The organism is Zhouia spongiae, assembly GCF_022760175.1.
Taxonomy (GTDB): Bacteria; Bacteroidota; Bacteroidia; order Flavobacteriales; family Flavobacteriaceae; genus Zhouia; species Zhouia spongiae.
In genome coordinates, this window is sequence record NZ_CP094326.1 from 1783124 (window position 1) to 1800915 (window position 17792).

Sequence of the window (17792 nt, forward strand, 5' to 3'; positions counted from 1 at the left end):
TGTATAATTTTCCCTTGTCAGAATGATAGATGTTAAGAACGAAGAGATTATCTTGAATATATGCAGAGAAAAGCGAGTAAGGCTTGTTATAAAACGCGAAGATCTCATCCACCCTTTTATATCCGGAAATAAGTACCGTAAGCTTAAATACAATTTGTTGGAAGCCAGGAATAAGGGAGCTGAAGGTTTGTTGACTTTTGGCGGTGCCTTTTCAAATCATATCGCGGCAACGGCTTATGCCGCACAGGAAAATGGATTTAGAAGTATAGGGGTTATAAGAGGGGAGGAGCTGGAGGAGTCTGTAGATGATAACCCGACACTTAGTTATGCAAGGAGTTGCGGAATGGATTTTCACTTTGTTTCCCGGGCGGCATACAGACATAAAAATGACTGGGAATTTATAAGAGAACTCGAACAAATGTTCGGGTCGTTTTACCTCGTACCCGAAGGAGGAACCAATACGCAGGCTGTTAAAGGCTGTGAAGAGATATTACAGCCGGAAGATGCTGAGTTTGATTATATAGCTGTCTGTGTAGGAACAGGGGGAACAATCTCAGGACTTATTAATAGCGCTAAAGAACACCAGCATATTTTAGGATTTCCGGCATTGAAAGGTGATTTCCTAAAAGATGAAATTCTTAAATTTGCCCGGAGAGATAATTGGAGCCTGATTGCAGATTATCATTTTGGAGGCTATGCGAAGATCAATAAAGAACTGATCGATTTTATAAACGATTTTAAAAGAACAACAAATATCCCGTTAGACCCGGTTTATACCGGAAAAATGCTATTCGGACTGGCAGATATGATAAAAAATGATAAGTTTGAGCCGGATACTGATATTTTAGCCGTTCATACCGGAGGATTGCAGGGCATAGCCGGGATGAACCAACGATTGGAACAAAAAAAATTACCCTTAATAGATGTTTAAAAAAATAGCTGTCGTATTGTGTTTGCTGATTATGGCAAGCTGCGGTTCTAAAAAGAAAGCCGTTTCAAGTAAAAAGAGACCTCCGGTACATCGTGAAGTCGTTGAGAAAAAAGAAGAAAGATCATCGGAAACCCTCGAGTCCACCTCGAAAACCACGGTAACCACCAATACGGTTGAAGATTACATCAATTACTTTAGCCCGATAGCCAAGCAAAATATGGTAACGCATGGTATTCCGGCAAGTATAACAATGGCCCAGGCCATATTAGAAAGCGGAGCAGGAAAAGGAACCCTTGTAAAAAAGGCAAACAATCATTTCGGGATTAAATGTCATAACTGGGGCGGCGAAGGCGTTTTCCACGATGACGATGAAAAGGGAGAATGTTTTAGAAAATATAACGACCCGGGCCAGTCTTTTGAAGACCATTCCAGGTTTCTGACCACCAGAAGCCGGTATGCTTTTCTGTTTAAATTGAAACAAAGCGATTATAAAGGGTGGGCAAGAGGACTCAGGAAAGCAGGATATGCTACCGATAAGAGATATCCTGAAAAACTGATAAGCCTTATAGAGCGTTACAGGTTATACGATTTGGATAAGGATGTTTTAAAAGGAAGGTATGAAGTAGTTGCAGACCCCCCGGAAGTAATAGTGAAAGCTTCAGGCAATTATCATGTGGTTGAAAAAGGAGAAACCCTGTATTCGATCTCCAGAAGATACAATATAACCGTCGATTTGTTAAAACGTTTAAACGGTCTGAGAAATAATATCATCTCAATAGGCCAGAAATTGAAAATAAAAAACTAGTACAGAACCATGATATACAAAAGAAGCAGTGCCTTGTTTGCAGAGGCACAGAAATATATCCCCGGAGGCGTGAATTCTCCGGTAAGAGCTTTTAATGCCGTTGGAGGGGAACCTATTTATGTTAAGGAAGCCAAAGGAGCATATTTGTATGACGAAGACGGGAATAAATTAATAGATTATATCGCTTCATGGGGGCCTATGATACTGGGGCATGCCCATAAGCCGGTCGTTGATGCGGTCGTTGCTAAAGCGCAAAAAGGAACATCCTTCGGAATCCCGACTGAGATGGAAACGGAAATAGCAAAGCTGGCGGTATCGATGGTGCCTAATATAGACAAGATCCGCTTTGTGAATAGTGGTACCGAAGCATGTATGAGTGCTGTGCGTCTGGCAAGAGGATATACGGGGAAAGATAAGATTATAAAGTTTGCAGGGTGTTACCACGGTCATTCCGATTCGTTTTTAATTCAGGCAGGAAGCGGAGCCGTAACCTTCGGGAGTCCGAATAGTCCGGGAGTAACCCAGGGAACCGCTAAAGATACTTTGCTGGCACGCTACAACGACTTGAGTAATGTAAAAGAGTTGCTAGAAGCCAATAAGGGTGAAATAGCTGCCATTATTCTGGAGCCTGTAGCCGGGAACATGGGGTGTATTATCCCTGAATCAGGCTTTCTTGAAGGACTCAGGGAATTATGTGATGTGTATGGGGTGTTACTGATCTTTGATGAGGTAATGACAGGTTTCAGGTTGGCCAGAGGTGGAGCCCAGGAACTCTTTAATATAAAAGCCGATATTGTTTGTTTTGGAAAAGTGATAGGAGGAGGTTTGCCGGTAGGGGCATTTGCTGCCCGAAATGAGATTATGAACCATCTGGCACCTTTAGGCCCGGTATACCAGGCAGGGACTTTAAGTGGAAATCCATTGGCTATGGCAGCGGGATTAACTATGTTAAGCGAGCTAAACGATCATCCAGAAGTCTTTAAAAGCCTTGAGGAAAAAACAGCATATCTGCATAGAGGATTGATAAAAGTGCTGAATGATGCCGAAGTGACTTACACGATCAACCGGTTAGGATCTATGATATCGGTACACTTCACCGACGATAAAGTGGTAGATTTTGAATCTTCAGCCAAAGGCAATAACGATACCTTTAAGAAATTCTTTCACGGAATGTTAACTGAAGGGGTATATTTGCCACCAAGTGCTTTTGAAAGCTGGTTCTTAAACGACGCATTGAGTTACGACGACCTGGATTTTACAATCAATGCAGTCGCCAAAGTAGCAGGAGCCTTATAAGAGATTTACTTTCTGTAAAAATATGTAAACCCGGAGAAACCTCCGGGTTGGTTATCAACGAATGCCGATAAATGAAAGTAGAAAGACCGAAAACCTGCCCGCAGTGCGAGAACCCTTTTTCCTGTTATTCTTCAGGGTGTTGGTGTAATGCATTGCCTATGATCATGCCATTAGAACCCGGTATGGGATGTTTATGTCGTGGTTGTCTGACTGAAGTCGTGGCTCAAAAGATAAATGAATATACGGAGCAGCTGACAAAGGAAAAAAGGAAAATCATTGCCGGTTTAGGTCAAGTGGAAACTCCGGCAGAAGGAGTCGATTATTATATAAACGATGCCGGTAATTATGTTTTTACAGCCTGGTATCACCTGCGAAGAGGAACATGTTGCAGTAATGGTTGTCTGCATTGCCCATACAAAAAGTCAAAGGCCGGGTATTAACCGGGGAGCTTTCCTTTTATCAGTATTTTATTTTTTAAAACAGCATTGTGTTGTTAGTTTCATACATCGGGTGAATACGAACAGCCCATGGTTTATTTCGTGAGTTCGATGCAACACAAACAATAAAGATATTGATTGTTAGCCTGATACAGTATCGTACAACTGTCGTTTCGGGTGCAGTCGAGAAGTTATTGAACCTGGGGCCTTTAAAATAAGACCCCGACCTGGTATAAAGTATCAAATTACTGATTGTCAATTATAAACGATCCGGACTCATATTAATTTAATACGAGGTTCCAGAAGCTTATTTTTCGTCTGTTTGTAAACCCTAGTTTCTCATACAGCTTAATTGCGCCGATATTTGTTTCGGCAACATGTAAATACGGAGTTTTGTTTTCACCGAATATATGTTGTGTAGCATGCTTTATCAATTGCCTGGCGTAACCCTTTCCGGTGTGTTGCGGATGGGTAACCACGGCACTTACTTCTGTAAATTTGTTCATCTTCATCCTTTCGCCTGTTACGGAAACAAGCTGATCGTTTTTGTATATCCCATAGTATTTCCCCAGGTCGGCTGTTTTACTGTTAAAATATCCCGGTTGCACTAAACTTACCAGATCAAATAGTTCCTTCTTTTGGATATCGGATTTCAATTCGACAATTTGTTCGTTAACATCAAAAAGGATAGGTTTTTTTAAAATCATTTGATCACAAACCAGGTTTTTATTTAATGTTACTTTGCTTTTACATTCCGGTTTTTTCCCTACGACATAAAAATTGTCAATCAGATCGGCATATTTACCGATGCTGTCTGAGGAGTTTTCAGGCATTATAAAACCTCCGAAAGGGCCATATTCAGGTTTATAAAATTTAGCGTCTTGATACACCACGGAGAAATTGCGGTGTGTTTCATTCAAAGAATTCCAGACAGGGTTATCCAGTTTTTTCTCTTCCGTTTCAAAATTTGTTTTCATAATGTCAATAAATTCTATTCTGTTTTCGGGCCTTTTCCCGTAATGTCAAGGTATATATGAGCCGAAAATACGCTAAATTCCCTAAGCAGACAACAGGTTGGGTTCTCATTATATAAAAGCAGGCATGCCTCATTTTTGCGGGGCTGCCTGCCTTAATGTTGAATTAGATGCCATCTAACAGTTCACAAATTGACATCTGTTCTTGTTCGTTTCAATCTGAACAGTGGGATGTTGAATATTAAGTTTTCGCATCAGCCGAATTACTTTCTTCATAACGTCCTGTTCCGATCTTGCTTTGGAATTGTTTATAACAACATGGAGCGAACCAACATTGTAGCTTCCATCCATAGTCCAGACATGTACATCGTGAATATCGGTAACACCGTCAATTTTTTGTAACTCATTCTGGAGTTCGTCCAGATTTATATCCTCGGGTACGGATTGCAACATTACCTTTAAAGTGCTGATTAAGTTTTTAGTAGCATTGAAACCGATAAACAAGGCAATTCCTGTTGCTAAAACTCCATCTATCCAATTCCAGCCGGTATAGTAAATAACGACGGAACCGATAAGTACGGCTGCCCATCCCAACACATCCTCTAATAAATGGAGCATTATAGATTCACTGTTGTGGTTATGTCCGCCATGACTATGTCCATGATGGTGGTGTCCGTGTCCGCCTTTTTTTATCCTGAGAAAAGCAAAACCATTTACGGCCAACCCTAAAAGCGCTATCCATAACATTCCGACACTGTGTACTTCTTTCGGATTAATAAATGAATTATAGGCAGCAATGATCATTGCTACAGAGCCCGACAATAGAAATACAGACAGTATCAATGCCGATAAAAGGGAGAAACGCTTATAGCCGTACGAAAATGTAGCTGTGCGCTTATGACCTGATATTTTCTCCATCAATATGGCAAGCCCGATAGCTCCGGCATCCATAAAATCATGAAATGCATCGGCAATAATAGCGGTTGAATTGGTGAAGATCCCGCCGATTAACTCAACGACCGAAAAGAAAAGGTTCAGCCAAAATGCCAGCGACAGTCCGTTTTTATGGGAATGGTCATGGTGTTGATGACCGCCCTGTCCGTTACAATTGCTATGCTCCTTAGAATGTGTCATCATATTACTTTTGTGCCAAAGGCTCTGCCCTGAATCCTTTGCTTTTAACGATTGCTATCACTTCATCTTCAGTAATGCCTTCTGACTTTACGGTGAGGATTTTATCGTCGTTAGCGGTGTCTACATTCCAATGGCAGATCCCTGCTGCATTATCCATATCTGATTGTATTTTTGACACACAACCTCCGCAATTGAGGTTTGTTTTAAACTGTAATTCTTTGTTGTTTTCCATGTTTTTAGATTTATTTATTATTCGATACTACAAATCTCAGTACAATCCCCGGTTTCGTTATTGTATAATTTTGAGATTGATTTATGACATTTACGGATCTATTTTTTCCATTTTAGCCTTAAACTGTTGGTAACCACGCTTAGGCTGCTCATTGCCATTGCAGCACCTGCAATCATCGGGTTTAACAAGAACCCGTTTACCGGGTAAAGGATACCCGCAGCAATAGGAATGCCGATGAGGTTGTAAATAAATGCCCAAAACAAATTTTGTTTGATTGTAGCTACCGTTTGTTTAGATAACTTTATAGCTTGTGGTATTTTGCTAAGGTCTGAGGATATAATGGTCATTTTGGCTACATCCATTGCGATGTCACTTCCTTTCCCCATCGCTATACTCACATCGGCAGTGGCAAGAGCAGTACTGTCGTTAATACCATCTCCTACCATCGCTACGGTTCTGCCTTGTTGTTGCAGGTCTTTTACAAAATCGGCTTTGTGTTGCGGCAATACTTCTGCCTTGTAATGTTTTATACCTGTTTCTTCGGCAATAGATTTTGCCGTGGCTTCATTGTCGCCTGTCAGCATATAGAGTTCAATACCCATAGCCTGTAATTCTTTAATGGCATTTACAGATGTATCTTTTATTTTATCGGAAATGGCAAGCACGGAAAGTGCTTGTTTACTATTTGCGAACCAGATAACGGTTTTAGCTTGCTTGCTCCATAAATCGGCTTGTGCGGAAAGCTCATGAGCTATGGTAATATGGTTTTCAGCCAATAGTTTTTTATTACCGACAAAATAGGTATCATCGTTGTGATTGGCTTTTACGCCCTTGCCTGTAATACTGTCAAAACCGGTTAATGTAGTAGTGGTGGCATCCCCCAAATGCTTTACAACGGCTTCTGCCAATGGGTGTTCGGATTTTTTTTCAATGCTCAGGAGGACGTTTTTGGCAGTAGCGTCATTATTCAGCCAATAGATGTCTGTAACCTGGGGTCTCCCTTCTGTAATGGTTCCCGTTTTATCTAATATAATAGCATTTACTTTTTTTGCCAGTTCGAGGCTTTCTGCATCCTTGATAAGAATCCCTTTTTCGGCGCCTTTACCCACACCCACCATAATAGCTGTAGGCGTAGCAAGACCCAACGCACACGGACAGGCAATAACCAAAACCGTTATGGCTGCCAATAATCCCTGAACGATCCCGCTATCGCCTCCGAGAATGAGCCAGAGAGCAAATGTCAAGATGGCGATACCTATGACCACCGGAACAAAAATACCGGCGATCTTGTCTACTAATTTCTGCACCGGTGCCTTGCTCCCCTGGGCATCCTGTACCATTTTAATAATCTGGGCAAGCATGGTTTCTTTCCCCACCTTGACAGCCTTAAACTGGAAGCTTCCTTTTTGGTTGATAGTTCCTGCAAAAACTTTTTCGTTCTCTTTTTTCAATACCGGTACAGGCTCGCCGCTTAACATACTTTCATCTACATAAGACTCTCCTGTAGTAACAATCCCGTCCACAGCAATTTTTTCACCTGGTTTTACAAGAACGGTATTCCCTGTATGTACGTCTTCAACGGCCGTTTGTTTTTCTGTTCCGTCTGTTTGTATGACAACAACCGTTTTCGGCTGGAGTCCCATTAATTTTTTGATTGCTGAAGAGGTGTTTCCTTTAGCTTTTTCTTCTAATAGCTTCCCTAACAAGATGAATGCGATAATAACGGCGGCGGCTTCAAAATAGACATGGGCTTCTAATCCTCTTGCTTCCCAGAATTCAGGAAATAACATGTTAAACACACTAAATATATAGGCGATACCTGTACTTAATGCCACCAATGTGTCCATGTTGGCGGAGCGGTGTTTCGCCTGCTTCCATGCATTTACATAAAAATCTTTACCCAGCCAGACTACAACCGGGGTAGAAAATATCCACATGATTAAATCAGCGTAAGGTATGTTCATTAAAAACATACCGATAACGACAACAGGCAAGGACAGGATTACGGCCCAGGTAGTTTTGCTTTTTAATTGTTTGAATTTCTTTTCGTGGATAGCTTCCAATGTTTCCTGCTGTGTGGTCTCGTCTTCAATCAACAGGTCGTACCCGACACCCTGAACCGCTTTTTGAAGCTTTGAAGCATTGGTCATGTTTGGAAGATATTCTACAGTAAGATTCCCGGTTGCGAAATTTACGGTAGCGTTTACAACCCCTGGTTCGTATGTAACAATACTTTCGGCACTCGCAGCACACGATGCACAAGTCATACCTAATACAGGAAATGTGTTTTTTACTGTGGTAACGCCATAACCAAGGTCTTTAATGGCTTTTACTGCCTCCGGTATAACCTCTTCATTATTAACAGTGATGGCTGCTCTGCGGTTGTTTAGTTCTACCTTGTGGGTTTCAATGCCTTTAACTTGTGCCAGTCCTTTTTCGACGATCAGTGCACAATGTTCGCTTTCTACCTCTTCCAATGGCAGGTAGATGATCTCTTTATTGTTATTTGTAGCCATTTCTTTTCTGTATTGATTTACAATACAAAGTTGAGGTTATTACAGAAGAAAGCTATTGTGGAATTTTGGAATTGATTTATAAGATTTACTCGATAACCGGGATTTATCCCGCGTAGCTATCGGGAGCTCCGGGGCCTGTCCTTGTGAAATGTTCCTAACGGAATTTCACAGGGCTTACATCAAAATGTTTTGCCCATGCCGAGCCGGCTCCATCGCTAAAAAGGAACTGTCGCCCGGCCTTCTCGTGAGCTTGCTCCGAGGGCGTTTACACTTCGTCCAAAGGCTTCCGTTTATCCTCGCGGACTTTTTTAAAATAACTGGGAGTAAGGCCTGTAACCTTTTTGAACTGGTTACTTAAATAGGCTACACTTGAATAGTTTAAACGGAAAGCAATTTCACTCAGGGACAATTCGTCATAGACCAATAATTCCTTTACTTTTTCTATTTTTTGCGCGATAAAGTACTTTTCAATGGTAGTGCCTTCTACTTCTGAAAACAGGTTTGATAAGTAATTATAATCGTGGTGCAGCTCATTGCTCAGCACGGCAGAAAGATTCGTTTTGTTATTACTGTTTTGGTGATGTGCCAGATCAATAATGACATTTTTTATCTTTTCAATAATGCGACTTTTTTTATCATCAATAATCTCAAAACCGAGAGTAAGGAGCACCCTGCCGAAATGTGCTTTTTCTTCCGGGCTAAGTTCCTTTTCGAGGGTGACTTCTCCCAGTTTGATGTTTTTTACATTCAACCCTAATTTATCCAATTCATTTTGGACAACCATGATACAGCGGTTGCAAACCATATTTTTGATAAACAGTGTCATTGCGTTTTCTTAGGTTTATTGTGATACAAAGATACAGATCTGTTTGAAGACAATGATTTTCTGTAGGTTTTTATTTGCATATGAATCGCCGGCTTTAATGAGAGAAACGGTGCTTTCCTGTTTCGGAACCGCTTTTAAAAAATCTTTTAATCCCCGGAGCTTATAACCCGTGTATCATGGTTTTTAAAGTGCCGGAAGACCAGGGATATACCCTGGGGTTATGCTTACAGTAATTACCGCTCCGCCTTGCTTTTTCAAAGCCGTTGAAGTTATCGCCATTGGCAGTATTAACAGCCGGCAAACACCCATAAGGAAAGAGGAAAGCTTGCATAGCCCCCGGTAACGGGGATCGAATTCTTTGGCCGGTTCACTCTGTTCCGTATGAATGCGACAGGGATTGTTCCCAGGGAGATGCGTTTATTCCTTTTTACGACCGGTAAGTAATTCCGTTATAGGGTATTTGATTTTCTTATAACTTTCAGGCATTTGTAAAAAAGGTTCCACGGTAAAACTAAATGATTTCTTCCCGTCAAAAAACCAATAATTCCCTTCCAGTTTTCCATTTTTAGTTTTAATGTTTTGTTGCGGAATATGATTGATTGAAAATTGATCTTTATCTTCTTGATACCAGATTCCGAATACTCGCAAATCTTCTTTGTTTGTATAAGAGAATGTCAGATGGGGTCGAAAATCCGTTTTCACCGCTGTAATCGTAAAGTTTTTGACCGGGAGATTGTCGAGTTCTTTGACGAATTTTGTGTCGTTTTCAGTCCAATGATACATTTTCTCCCATTGCTCCAAAGCAAGTATTGAATCGCTTTCAGATTGGATAATTGTAAAAATGCCTTCTTGATTTATTTCTATTTGCTGCTGTTCAGGATGTATTACGATCTCTGTTTTTTCGGCAACAATCCGTCCGTTTTCTATTCCGAAAAAAGTGGTCAATGCATAGCATAAGATTTTTATCTGTTCCATTTGATGTTTTTTGAGTTTTTATTGTTTTTTTAGTTTACAGGTAGCGGTTTCGCGCATGAGTGGTAATAAGAGATGAATATGCTATCTATAATAAAAAATAAGGGGTATAAATACGTTTCTGATACATTGTCATAGGTCGTTAAATGCCCGTCAGGAAAACCAACAGACCTGAATGAAGAATATAAGATGATCCCTGCTGATACAGCTATTATAAACCCAGTGACAGCCGATATTCTATTCGGCTTATGTACGGATGTATTTTTACTCATGCTCGTAACTCATACAATTACATCGCTTCCTTCAGGGTGGCTTTTCAGGCTGTGTTTTTTATTTTATTATTTTCCCTTCTGTATCCAGAAGTTCTATTTTCGGGTTGTCGTTATCATCTACATATATTTTAATTCTCGGGTTCCCGTTTTTGTCCTTTATAAAAAGGCCGACATCTTTGTTGAAACCTTTCCCGATAAACAACCTGTCTGCCATTAATAAGCTATCCGATTTCATTTTTTGATACGCCTGTTTTTTTTCAGAAGCAGATTCAAGCATACCTATTTTTTTAAATTCATTATTTCTTTCTTTAAAAGCATTTTCTTTAGGATAATCCCATAGTTGGAGCCCGTATTTTCTATTGTGATTTTGGGTGTTTTCCATATACTGAAGCTGCATGATTTGGTCCTCTTTAAACTTGTCGATAGAGAGAACCATTCCGGCATCTTTTTCATTACCATCATATACCAGGCCTCCGCATTCATCTCCAAAAGAATTGAAAAATATGATACCTGATGGTCTTTCTCTTTTAGGGAGTTTTTCTCCGTGAATGATTCCGGAATGTTGTCGGGATTCATTACTGATGACCATGCGTAAATTTTCGCCGGTTTCATCAACAATGTTTAGCCGTTTTACATATAACTCGTCATAGTTTTCCTTTGCCCCTGTATTCTTATACATCCATAAAATTATAGCAATAAATGCTAAACTGCTAACAATGGCATAATACGACAGGAAATTTATTCTTCTCTTTAATTTTTGATCATTCATTAATGTGTCATTTTTATAGGCAGGGTTCTAAAATAACAGAAAATTTTTAAAGACTCAATGGAGCTAACAGTCATTAAGATGCATACAAACATAAATAATGCTCACCTTGCCGTACGATTATATTGTGTTATACGGATTTGTAAACCATAGCACTCAAAAACAAACATATCATCCAACAGCCCTTCCCTATTGAAACACGATACCATCACGTAACAGCAGGGGCTGACTTTTTATTTTTTTCTTTCATAAACTTCCAATTTAGAATTTATGAACGTATTCAGTTTTTTAGTATCAGCTAGATAATCTTTTGCTATCAATAAATACATAGATTTAAAATTCCCTTGCGCATTAATAGCAATATGTTCGGGGATTCCGCTTATTTGATAATTGTGCCTTGTTTTATCACTGTTTCTTGATATGAGTTGTATGCCTTCTGTTTTGTTAACATCAAGATAGTTTTTCCACTTTTCGGAATCATTATCTAGAGAAATGTCTATAAATACAATCTCAGAATTGTTTTTGAATTCTCTTTTAAGTTTATCCAAAATTGGCTTTTCGGCTATGCAGGGAGCACACCAAGTAGCCCAAAATGAAAGATATATTGTTTTTCCCTTTAGGACTTTTAAACTAAAGTTTTTATTTTCAATGGTCAAAAAAGTTTCGCTAGGTAGTTTTTTCGAAGGAACCTTATTAAAATTCCAAATGGTTTTTGCGTTAACCAGATCACCGTTTTTTGTAAAATGAAACCCTTTTTGTTTGATGATTAAAGGTTGCCTAAATAATAAAAATCCAAAAATGATTAATACGGCACTAATTAGAAGCGTTTTGACTTTCCTGTTGATTTCTTTCCGAGTAATGACTAATGTGCAAATTGCAAATAGGAATATATAAATTGAGTAGGGAAAATATAAGCTATCAAAAGGAACATAAATCAAAAAAAGACCTAAAAGCAAAACAGTGGTATATTTTAAGTTAACTTTTCGACAGATTGTTCCGGCAATATAAAAAGCAATGATTGTTATTAATATAGGAATCCACTTTAGGTTTTCTGGTTTATAGATCCTTATAAAGTCAAATTGAAATAGTACTAGAATTAAAAAAATAATTATTAATATAGAGAACAATCCAATTATAATTCTAGTCATCTGTTTTTTCATAGTTTGTCGCTATATCAATAAGCACCACGCATTATATATACTTCTAAAATAATTGAAAATTCTTGATTATACAATATTGATACCTTGTGTAACCTACTACTACTACTACTACTACTACTACTACTGTTAGGCCAGACAAAATAAAGAATATTATTTTACCGGATCATTTTTGTCTTTATCGGAAATACTTTTGGAGTAGGCTGTGCCTGCGATTATAGCGCCACCACCAATGAGTATTCCGCCTATTATTTCCCCGATGCTAAAGTCAATTGTAACATCAGGATTATTTGCCCACCCACTATAAACAAGCCAGCCTGTTAAAGGAATAAAAACAGCGCATAAAAGTGCAACATAAATCCAATCAATGCTTTTTCTTTTTAATTTTAATTGAAATAATTTTTTTTCAATATCATTAAACATTTCGTTTATTGAGTTAGTTTTTTCATCTATCAAATCCATGTTGGATTTTATTTTTAAATCTGTTTCTTTTTGAAGTTTTTCAATGTAGCTATGAGTCGAACGAAGTTTGTGTTCTAAATCTTTTCCAGATGTTTGAAAGAACATGTTCTTTTCTGATTTACATTTTTTGCAATGCTGCGGATGTGAAATTTTAGTAAATAATGATCCACCACAAGTATCAGGATGAAAATTAAGACCGCAACGGTTACATCTGATCATTGTTTCAGAGAGAGGAGAAAAACAAATATGACAAATGGTTTGGTTTGAATGGTTCATGGTTAAAAATCAAATTTGTGTTTGGTTTAATTTCCGGTAACATGTTTGTATATGGTAAGTTATGGGTAGGAAACAATGATTTTGCAAACCGTTAGTAGCTGACTTTTATTAGTTTAGGGCAAAATTTATAATCTTTTCAACATGTATTTTTGTTGTGTCAAATACAGGGAAATCAAGATCAGCCTGCTCGATCAGCATCGGTATTTCTGTACATCCTAAAATAAGTCCTTCCGCTCCTCTTTCTTTTAATTCATTTGCATATCGTATAAATTTTAATTTCGACTCTTTACTTATAATCCCTTTTCCAAGTTCATTTTTAACGATCTCCTGTATGTCTTCAATATCCTTTTTCCCTGAAGGAACAACGGTTTCGATATTAAACTCCTTTAATTTGTTACGGTAAAAATCCATTTCCATTGTAAACTTTGTACCTAACAGTCCTACCTTATGCAGTTTTTGTTTTTTAATTTCTTCTGCAGTGGCAGAGGCTATATGAATAATAGGTATATCAATTTTTGATTGAATTTTATCAGCAAATAGATGAGCTGTATTGGCACACAAGACTATACAGTCTACGTCGTTGGATATTAAACTTCCACAGGCGTTATATATCAGTTCGTAGGCGTTTGTCCACCCTGCATTTTGAATGTCAGCAAAATTCAGGGAATATATGACACATTCAGCCGAGTTTAAACCTCCCATTTTTTCATTTATACCCTGATTTATATATTTATAGTAGTCCAAAGTTGAAGTCCAGCTTATTCCGCCGACGAGTCCTATTTTCTTCATGTAAATGCTTTCTTGATTTTCTAGCTTTCCGTTATGATACTAATAAACAACAAATGCAATTAGTAAGCATAAATAAACTACTAAAATAATTGAAATTTCTTAAACATACCACCCGTAAAGTTTGTTTTCAACTATAGTATCAAAAACAAGCATATCATCCCAAAATCTTTCCTTTTAGAATGCAATGCAATCGCTTTCCGGTAGAGAAGGAACCCATACGCCTCAGATAAAAGCTCAACAAACAAGACAATCTCTATGGAAAGCTAACCGGCAAAAACCTGGTCAGTCAATGCGGCATTCATGTTTGGCCGTTCCGATCTCACGAATGCTTCTTAAGTTATTGAGCTTGGTTTTTTATTATTTCAATTAACTTTTTCAATTGAGAATCACCTTTCCTCAACACTTGGTTCTCATCTCGTTCAATAATAATATCTGGAACGGTTCCATTTCCATCAAGTGTTTTTCCATTTCTTTGAAAAGAAAGCATGGTTGACAACTTTACTCGAATATTAGAATTTTTAAGATAAAACTTCTGTGATCTTCCGCTTGAGCCATTCGTAGTAACACCAACTATTTTTACATTATCCAAACCTTTAAATGCCGAAGTAAACACAGAAGCCGCACTAAAACATTCTTCATTAACCAAAATATAAACAGGATACTTTATTGGTTGTTTACTGTGAAGAACCATATAATACGGTTCACTAAATTTATTCTTGTCAACTTTAAATTCTGTTTCGTAATCCCTATTAAAAATATCTATTGCTTTTCTATCTTCGTCGGATAACATTTCTGAATTATAGTTAAAAAGAAATCTTGATTGCATGGAAGAAATATCTTCATCTAAAAACTGGTCGCTACGCACATAAGCCACATTTGCCACCCAGGGCGATTGTTCTGGTTGTATAAAATAACCCGATAATGTATTAAGTATTTCCCTTGTTCCACCACCATTTCCACGAATATCAATTATCATTGCTTTTGATTCTCTGTACTTTTCAATTGTAGATTTTAAGTACGATTCTAAATTCAGGTTTTCTTCATAGCTTGACATAGCAGGAATAGCGAGATATGCAATAGAATCTGTCAACCATTTGTCTAATTTTGATAATTTAAAATCTTTATCACGTCCAAATTTGCTGTAATCTCTGTTAAAGAATGTAGAACCAATATCATAATACCAATTTCTCCTGTTGCTTAAAGGTAGATTTAACTTTTTGTCAGTTGTGCCATTTGTCAAAGTTATTTCGATATTTTCTAGAGCTGTTTTGCCTTGTTTGAAATAAAGCTCGCCAATATCTCTTAAGTCTTTTAATTCGTCCGTTTGTTTTGCCCTGTTTGGCGAAAGTTTTCTTGTGTAAGCGTTATTATTTAAAAAGTCTTTTATATAAATACCGTCAACTTCTTTTATGTATGGATATGCCTGATTAAAATACTCATACTCTTTGGTTGTTTTATTATAACGAAGAGCAACGATATTGTTACCCAAAGAGGTTACTGCAAAAGGCAAATACAAATTTAACAATTCGTAATCATCGTCTTCAAAATTTTCCATTCTGATATTAGCGTGTCTGTCAATTATATTTGAGATGATTTTTTCTAACTCGAATGCTAAAAAATATATTGGGATTGAGTCTTCTTGGTTTATTTTTCTTTCGACTTCATTATAGCTTTTTTCAAAATCAAAATTTGATACCTGATAATATGAAGATTGATTTTTTAATAAGGTTTTAAATTCTATTAAATCTTCTTGAGCCTTTTCTTTTGTTAGATATTGGCCAAATCCCAAAGTTGAAACAAGCAATAAAGTCAGAGATATTAAGATTTTTTTTGTTACCATAGTTTGGTTTTAATTGGAGGCAACAGCAGTCTGTCTCAAAACTACCGATCAGATTTTAAAAATAGTTGGATTTGAAGAGTAAAACAAATTAACTTTTTATAAGTTGTGTGCCTGTTGTACAAGTTGGCAGAAATTAGATATAGGGTCGATAATCTCCTTTTATTAGGTACTGACATTGTGGTATACAGGGCAAAAGCAGTATCTGGAAAAGTTACTCACTCATTTTTTATCAAATTCCGATATAAGTTTAACTTCCGTTTTGTAGATAGTGAAAAATGCCCATAGGAGAGGACTTATTATCACTATTCCGATACTCCAACCGATATGTTGTTCGTCGATTAAGAATCCAGTTATTGTTGTCAGAAACGGAATCGATGAATATTTCATCATATTTTCAGCTCCGGCTTTTTGGGCAAAACTCCATTGTTCCTGATTTTTCATTGAGCGTCTGCTCCGATATCCATACCACCAGTTGATTTCTTTCGGTGGGTTCTTTTTAAAAATCAGTCCGCCGATTAGTGCCATGGCGCCAGTTATGATACTTGACAGTACTATTATAATATTGAAAGTCATTTATCTGAAAATATTTTTTGTCTTGTGTTGTCTATATGTTGTACAACATACTGTATCTCTTTCAAAGATAATAATTTATGGGGCTTATGCTTTTATACTTTTTGTTCCTGATTACAATTTTATGACTTATTAGCATAAAACAAAATTCTCCCGGTTTTATATGGGTATTTTTCGCAGTACTAAAACAAATCACATAACTCAAGACTATTTGGTAAATGTTTATCATGAGTGTGTTTAGTATGTTGCTTAAAAGGGTTTATTTACATCCTGTTTTTATGCAATTAGTGGGTTGTGCTACGGTGACCACCTTTGTTGGATGTAGTATTTTATTTTGTTTGTCCAATGTCTAAACGATCAAATTTTCCATTTAAGTTTTCGTGAAACTTAAAATATACTCTGAATGTTCCCCATTGTCCAGCATGAAAATTGCCATAAATAGTTTTTCCGTCATTTTCAACTGTGTCTATTTCAAGAAACTTCTCCTTTTTGTCGAACGCATTGTCAAAGAACTTTCTAAAATCTAATGTTCTGCCGTCATCTGTAAATACTGTGTCATCAGTAAAATGATTATACCATTCATTGATATTGTTATTTTGAAGCGATTGTATTGCACTTCGTATATATTCATTAGTTATTATAGATAAATCCATTGGTTTCTTTTTAATAGATAAGTCCGACTGCCCAAATACAATCAATCGAACTTATCGAGATTAGTATTATCGGAATCAGCTTATTTTGTTGTGTAACCACCGTTTGCCAATATAGTTTGTCCTGTAATCCACCAACCGTCAGTTGCTAAAAACGTGATTATTGGAACAATATCCTCAATTTTTGTCAATCCCCCTAAAGCAGATGCAGATTTGTGATAAGCAACTGCTTCAGGCGATTCTTGCCCGTAGAAAAATGGGGTGTCCATTGGTCCGGGAGCAACCGAATTTACTGAAATACCGCGTTCTCCAAATTCTTTAGATGCTGCTCTTGTGTAATGTTCAACAGGCGCTTTTCCTCCTGCGTAAGTAGAATAGAAGCCTGTGTAAGCGCCTAATAAAGAAGTTGCTATGGTAATAATTTTCCCTTCGTTTTCCAGTGCTTTTCCGGCTTCCTGAATAAAGAAGTAAGCAGATTTACTATTTACTGCTGACATTGTATCAAACTCTTCTTCCGTGGTTTCTGAAAAAGGCTTTTTCAATACCATTCCAACTGTGTTTATTGCCACATCAACTCTTCCTAACTTATCTTTTGCTTCTTGGAAAAGAACTTTCATATTTTCGACTTTAGTTAAGTCACTTTGTATCATAATTGCCTTTCGTCCCAAATCTTGTACTGCTTTTACAGTTTTTTCGGCAGCTTGTTTTGTACTGTCACTATTAAAGTGTACAACAACGTCAGAGCCTTGTTTTGCAACTTCTCTGCTTATCAATCCACCAAGGTTTTTTGCACCCCCAGCGATTAAAACTACTTTGTCTTTTAAATCGATCTTTGCCATTGTTCTATATTTAAAAATTAATGATGAGACAAAGGTATGATTGAAGTC

Annotated in this window: 18 protein-coding genes; 4 read left to right on the forward strand and 14 right to left on the reverse strand. The window is 37.5% G+C overall.

Translation table 11 applies throughout. The annotated features are described in order from the left end of the window. Positions 1–22 precede the first annotated feature (22 nt). The 4 genes from MQE36_RS07730 (at position 23) to MQE36_RS07745 (ending at position 3472) form a co-directional block, all read left to right on the forward strand. Entirely contained in the window at positions 23–931 is a 909-nt protein-coding gene (locus MQE36_RS07730; protein WP_242938589.1) for a 1-aminocyclopropane-1-carboxylate deaminase/D-cysteine desulfhydrase, read from the forward strand. Then, positions 924–1736, forward strand: a complete 813-nt coding sequence (locus MQE36_RS07735; RefSeq protein ID WP_242938590.1) for a glucosaminidase domain-containing protein — start codon at positions 924–926, stop codon at positions 1734–1736. The genes MQE36_RS07730 and MQE36_RS07735 overlap by 8 nt, the downstream gene beginning before the upstream one ends. Positions 1737–1745: 9 nt before the next feature. After that, positions 1746–3032, forward strand: a complete 1287-nt coding sequence (hemL, locus tag MQE36_RS07740) for a glutamate-1-semialdehyde 2,1-aminomutase (protein WP_242938591.1) — start codon at positions 1746–1748, stop codon at positions 3030–3032. A gap of 71 nt (positions 3033–3103) precedes the next feature. Continuing rightward, positions 3104–3472, forward strand: coding sequence for a C1orf53 family protein (locus tag MQE36_RS07745; RefSeq protein WP_242938592.1), 369 nt, complete (start codon positions 3104–3106; stop codon positions 3470–3472). A 278-nt stretch (positions 3473–3750) separates the two neighbouring features. On the opposite strand, the gene MQE36_RS07750 is transcribed toward MQE36_RS07745, so the two are convergent. The 14 genes from MQE36_RS07750 to MQE36_RS07815 all read right to left on the reverse strand — a co-directional run bounded on the left by MQE36_RS07750 (position 3751) and on the right by MQE36_RS07815 (position 17744). Next, positions 3751–4446, reverse strand: coding sequence for a GNAT family N-acetyltransferase (locus tag MQE36_RS07750; RefSeq protein WP_242938593.1), 696 nt, complete (start codon positions 4444–4446; stop codon positions 3751–3753). Positions 4447–4620: 174 nt separating this feature from the next. After that, positions 4621–5580, reverse strand: a complete 960-nt coding sequence (locus MQE36_RS07755) for a cation diffusion facilitator family transporter (RefSeq protein WP_242938594.1) — start codon at positions 5578–5580, stop codon at positions 4621–4623. A 1-nt stretch (position 5581) separates the two neighbouring features. Next, entirely contained in the window at positions 5582–5809 is a 228-nt protein-coding gene (locus tag MQE36_RS07760; protein WP_242938595.1) for a heavy-metal-associated domain-containing protein, read from the reverse strand. A gap of 98 nt (positions 5810–5907) precedes the next feature. Next, positions 5908–8325, reverse strand: coding sequence for a heavy metal translocating P-type ATPase (locus MQE36_RS07765; RefSeq protein WP_242938596.1), 2418 nt, complete (start codon positions 8323–8325; stop codon positions 5908–5910). 265 nt (positions 8326–8590) lie between these two features. Next, the gene (locus MQE36_RS07770; RefSeq protein ID WP_242938597.1) at positions 8591–9151 is read right to left on the reverse strand and encodes a helix-turn-helix domain-containing protein; all 561 of its coding nucleotides are present in this window, start codon (positions 9149–9151) and stop codon (positions 8591–8593) included. A gap of 417 nt (positions 9152–9568) precedes the next feature. Beyond that, positions 9569–10126, reverse strand: a complete 558-nt coding sequence (locus tag MQE36_RS07775; protein ID WP_242938598.1) for a hypothetical protein — start codon at positions 10124–10126, stop codon at positions 9569–9571. Positions 10127–10453: 327 nt separating this feature from the next. After that, a complete protein-coding gene (locus tag MQE36_RS07780) occupies positions 10454–11164 on the reverse strand; it encodes a hypothetical protein (RefSeq protein ID WP_242938599.1) in 711 nt (236 codons plus the stop codon). Between the two features lie 230 nt (positions 11165–11394). Then, positions 11395–12309, reverse strand: a complete 915-nt coding sequence (locus MQE36_RS07785; RefSeq protein ID WP_242938600.1) for a TlpA family protein disulfide reductase — start codon at positions 12307–12309, stop codon at positions 11395–11397. Positions 12310–12471: 162 nt separating this feature from the next. Further along, positions 12472–13056, reverse strand: a complete 585-nt coding sequence (locus tag MQE36_RS07790; RefSeq protein ID WP_242938601.1) for a hypothetical protein — start codon at positions 13054–13056, stop codon at positions 12472–12474. 108 nt (positions 13057–13164) lie between these two features. Continuing rightward, complete coding sequence (locus MQE36_RS07795; protein WP_242938602.1) at positions 13165–13845, reverse strand: aspartate/glutamate racemase family protein; 681 nt, start codon at positions 13843–13845, stop codon at positions 13165–13167. Positions 13846–14182: 337 nt separating this feature from the next. Beyond that, complete coding sequence (locus tag MQE36_RS07800) at positions 14183–15685, reverse strand: S41 family peptidase (protein WP_242938603.1); 1503 nt, start codon at positions 15683–15685, stop codon at positions 14183–14185. A gap of 219 nt (positions 15686–15904) precedes the next feature. Further along, entirely contained in the window at positions 15905–16258 is a 354-nt protein-coding gene (locus tag MQE36_RS07805; protein WP_242938604.1) for an SdpI family protein, read from the reverse strand. 326 nt (positions 16259–16584) lie between these two features. Then, positions 16585–16908 carry a hypothetical protein gene (locus tag MQE36_RS07810; protein ID WP_242938605.1) on the reverse strand — a complete coding sequence of 108 codons (324 nt, stop codon included), beginning with the start codon at positions 16906–16908 and terminating at the stop codon, positions 16585–16587. 80 nt (positions 16909–16988) lie between these two features. After that, positions 16989–17744: an SDR family oxidoreductase gene (locus MQE36_RS07815; RefSeq protein WP_242938606.1), complete on the reverse strand. Its 756-nt coding sequence runs from the start codon at positions 17742–17744 to the stop codon at positions 16989–16991. Between the last annotated feature and the right edge of the window lie 48 nt (positions 17745–17792).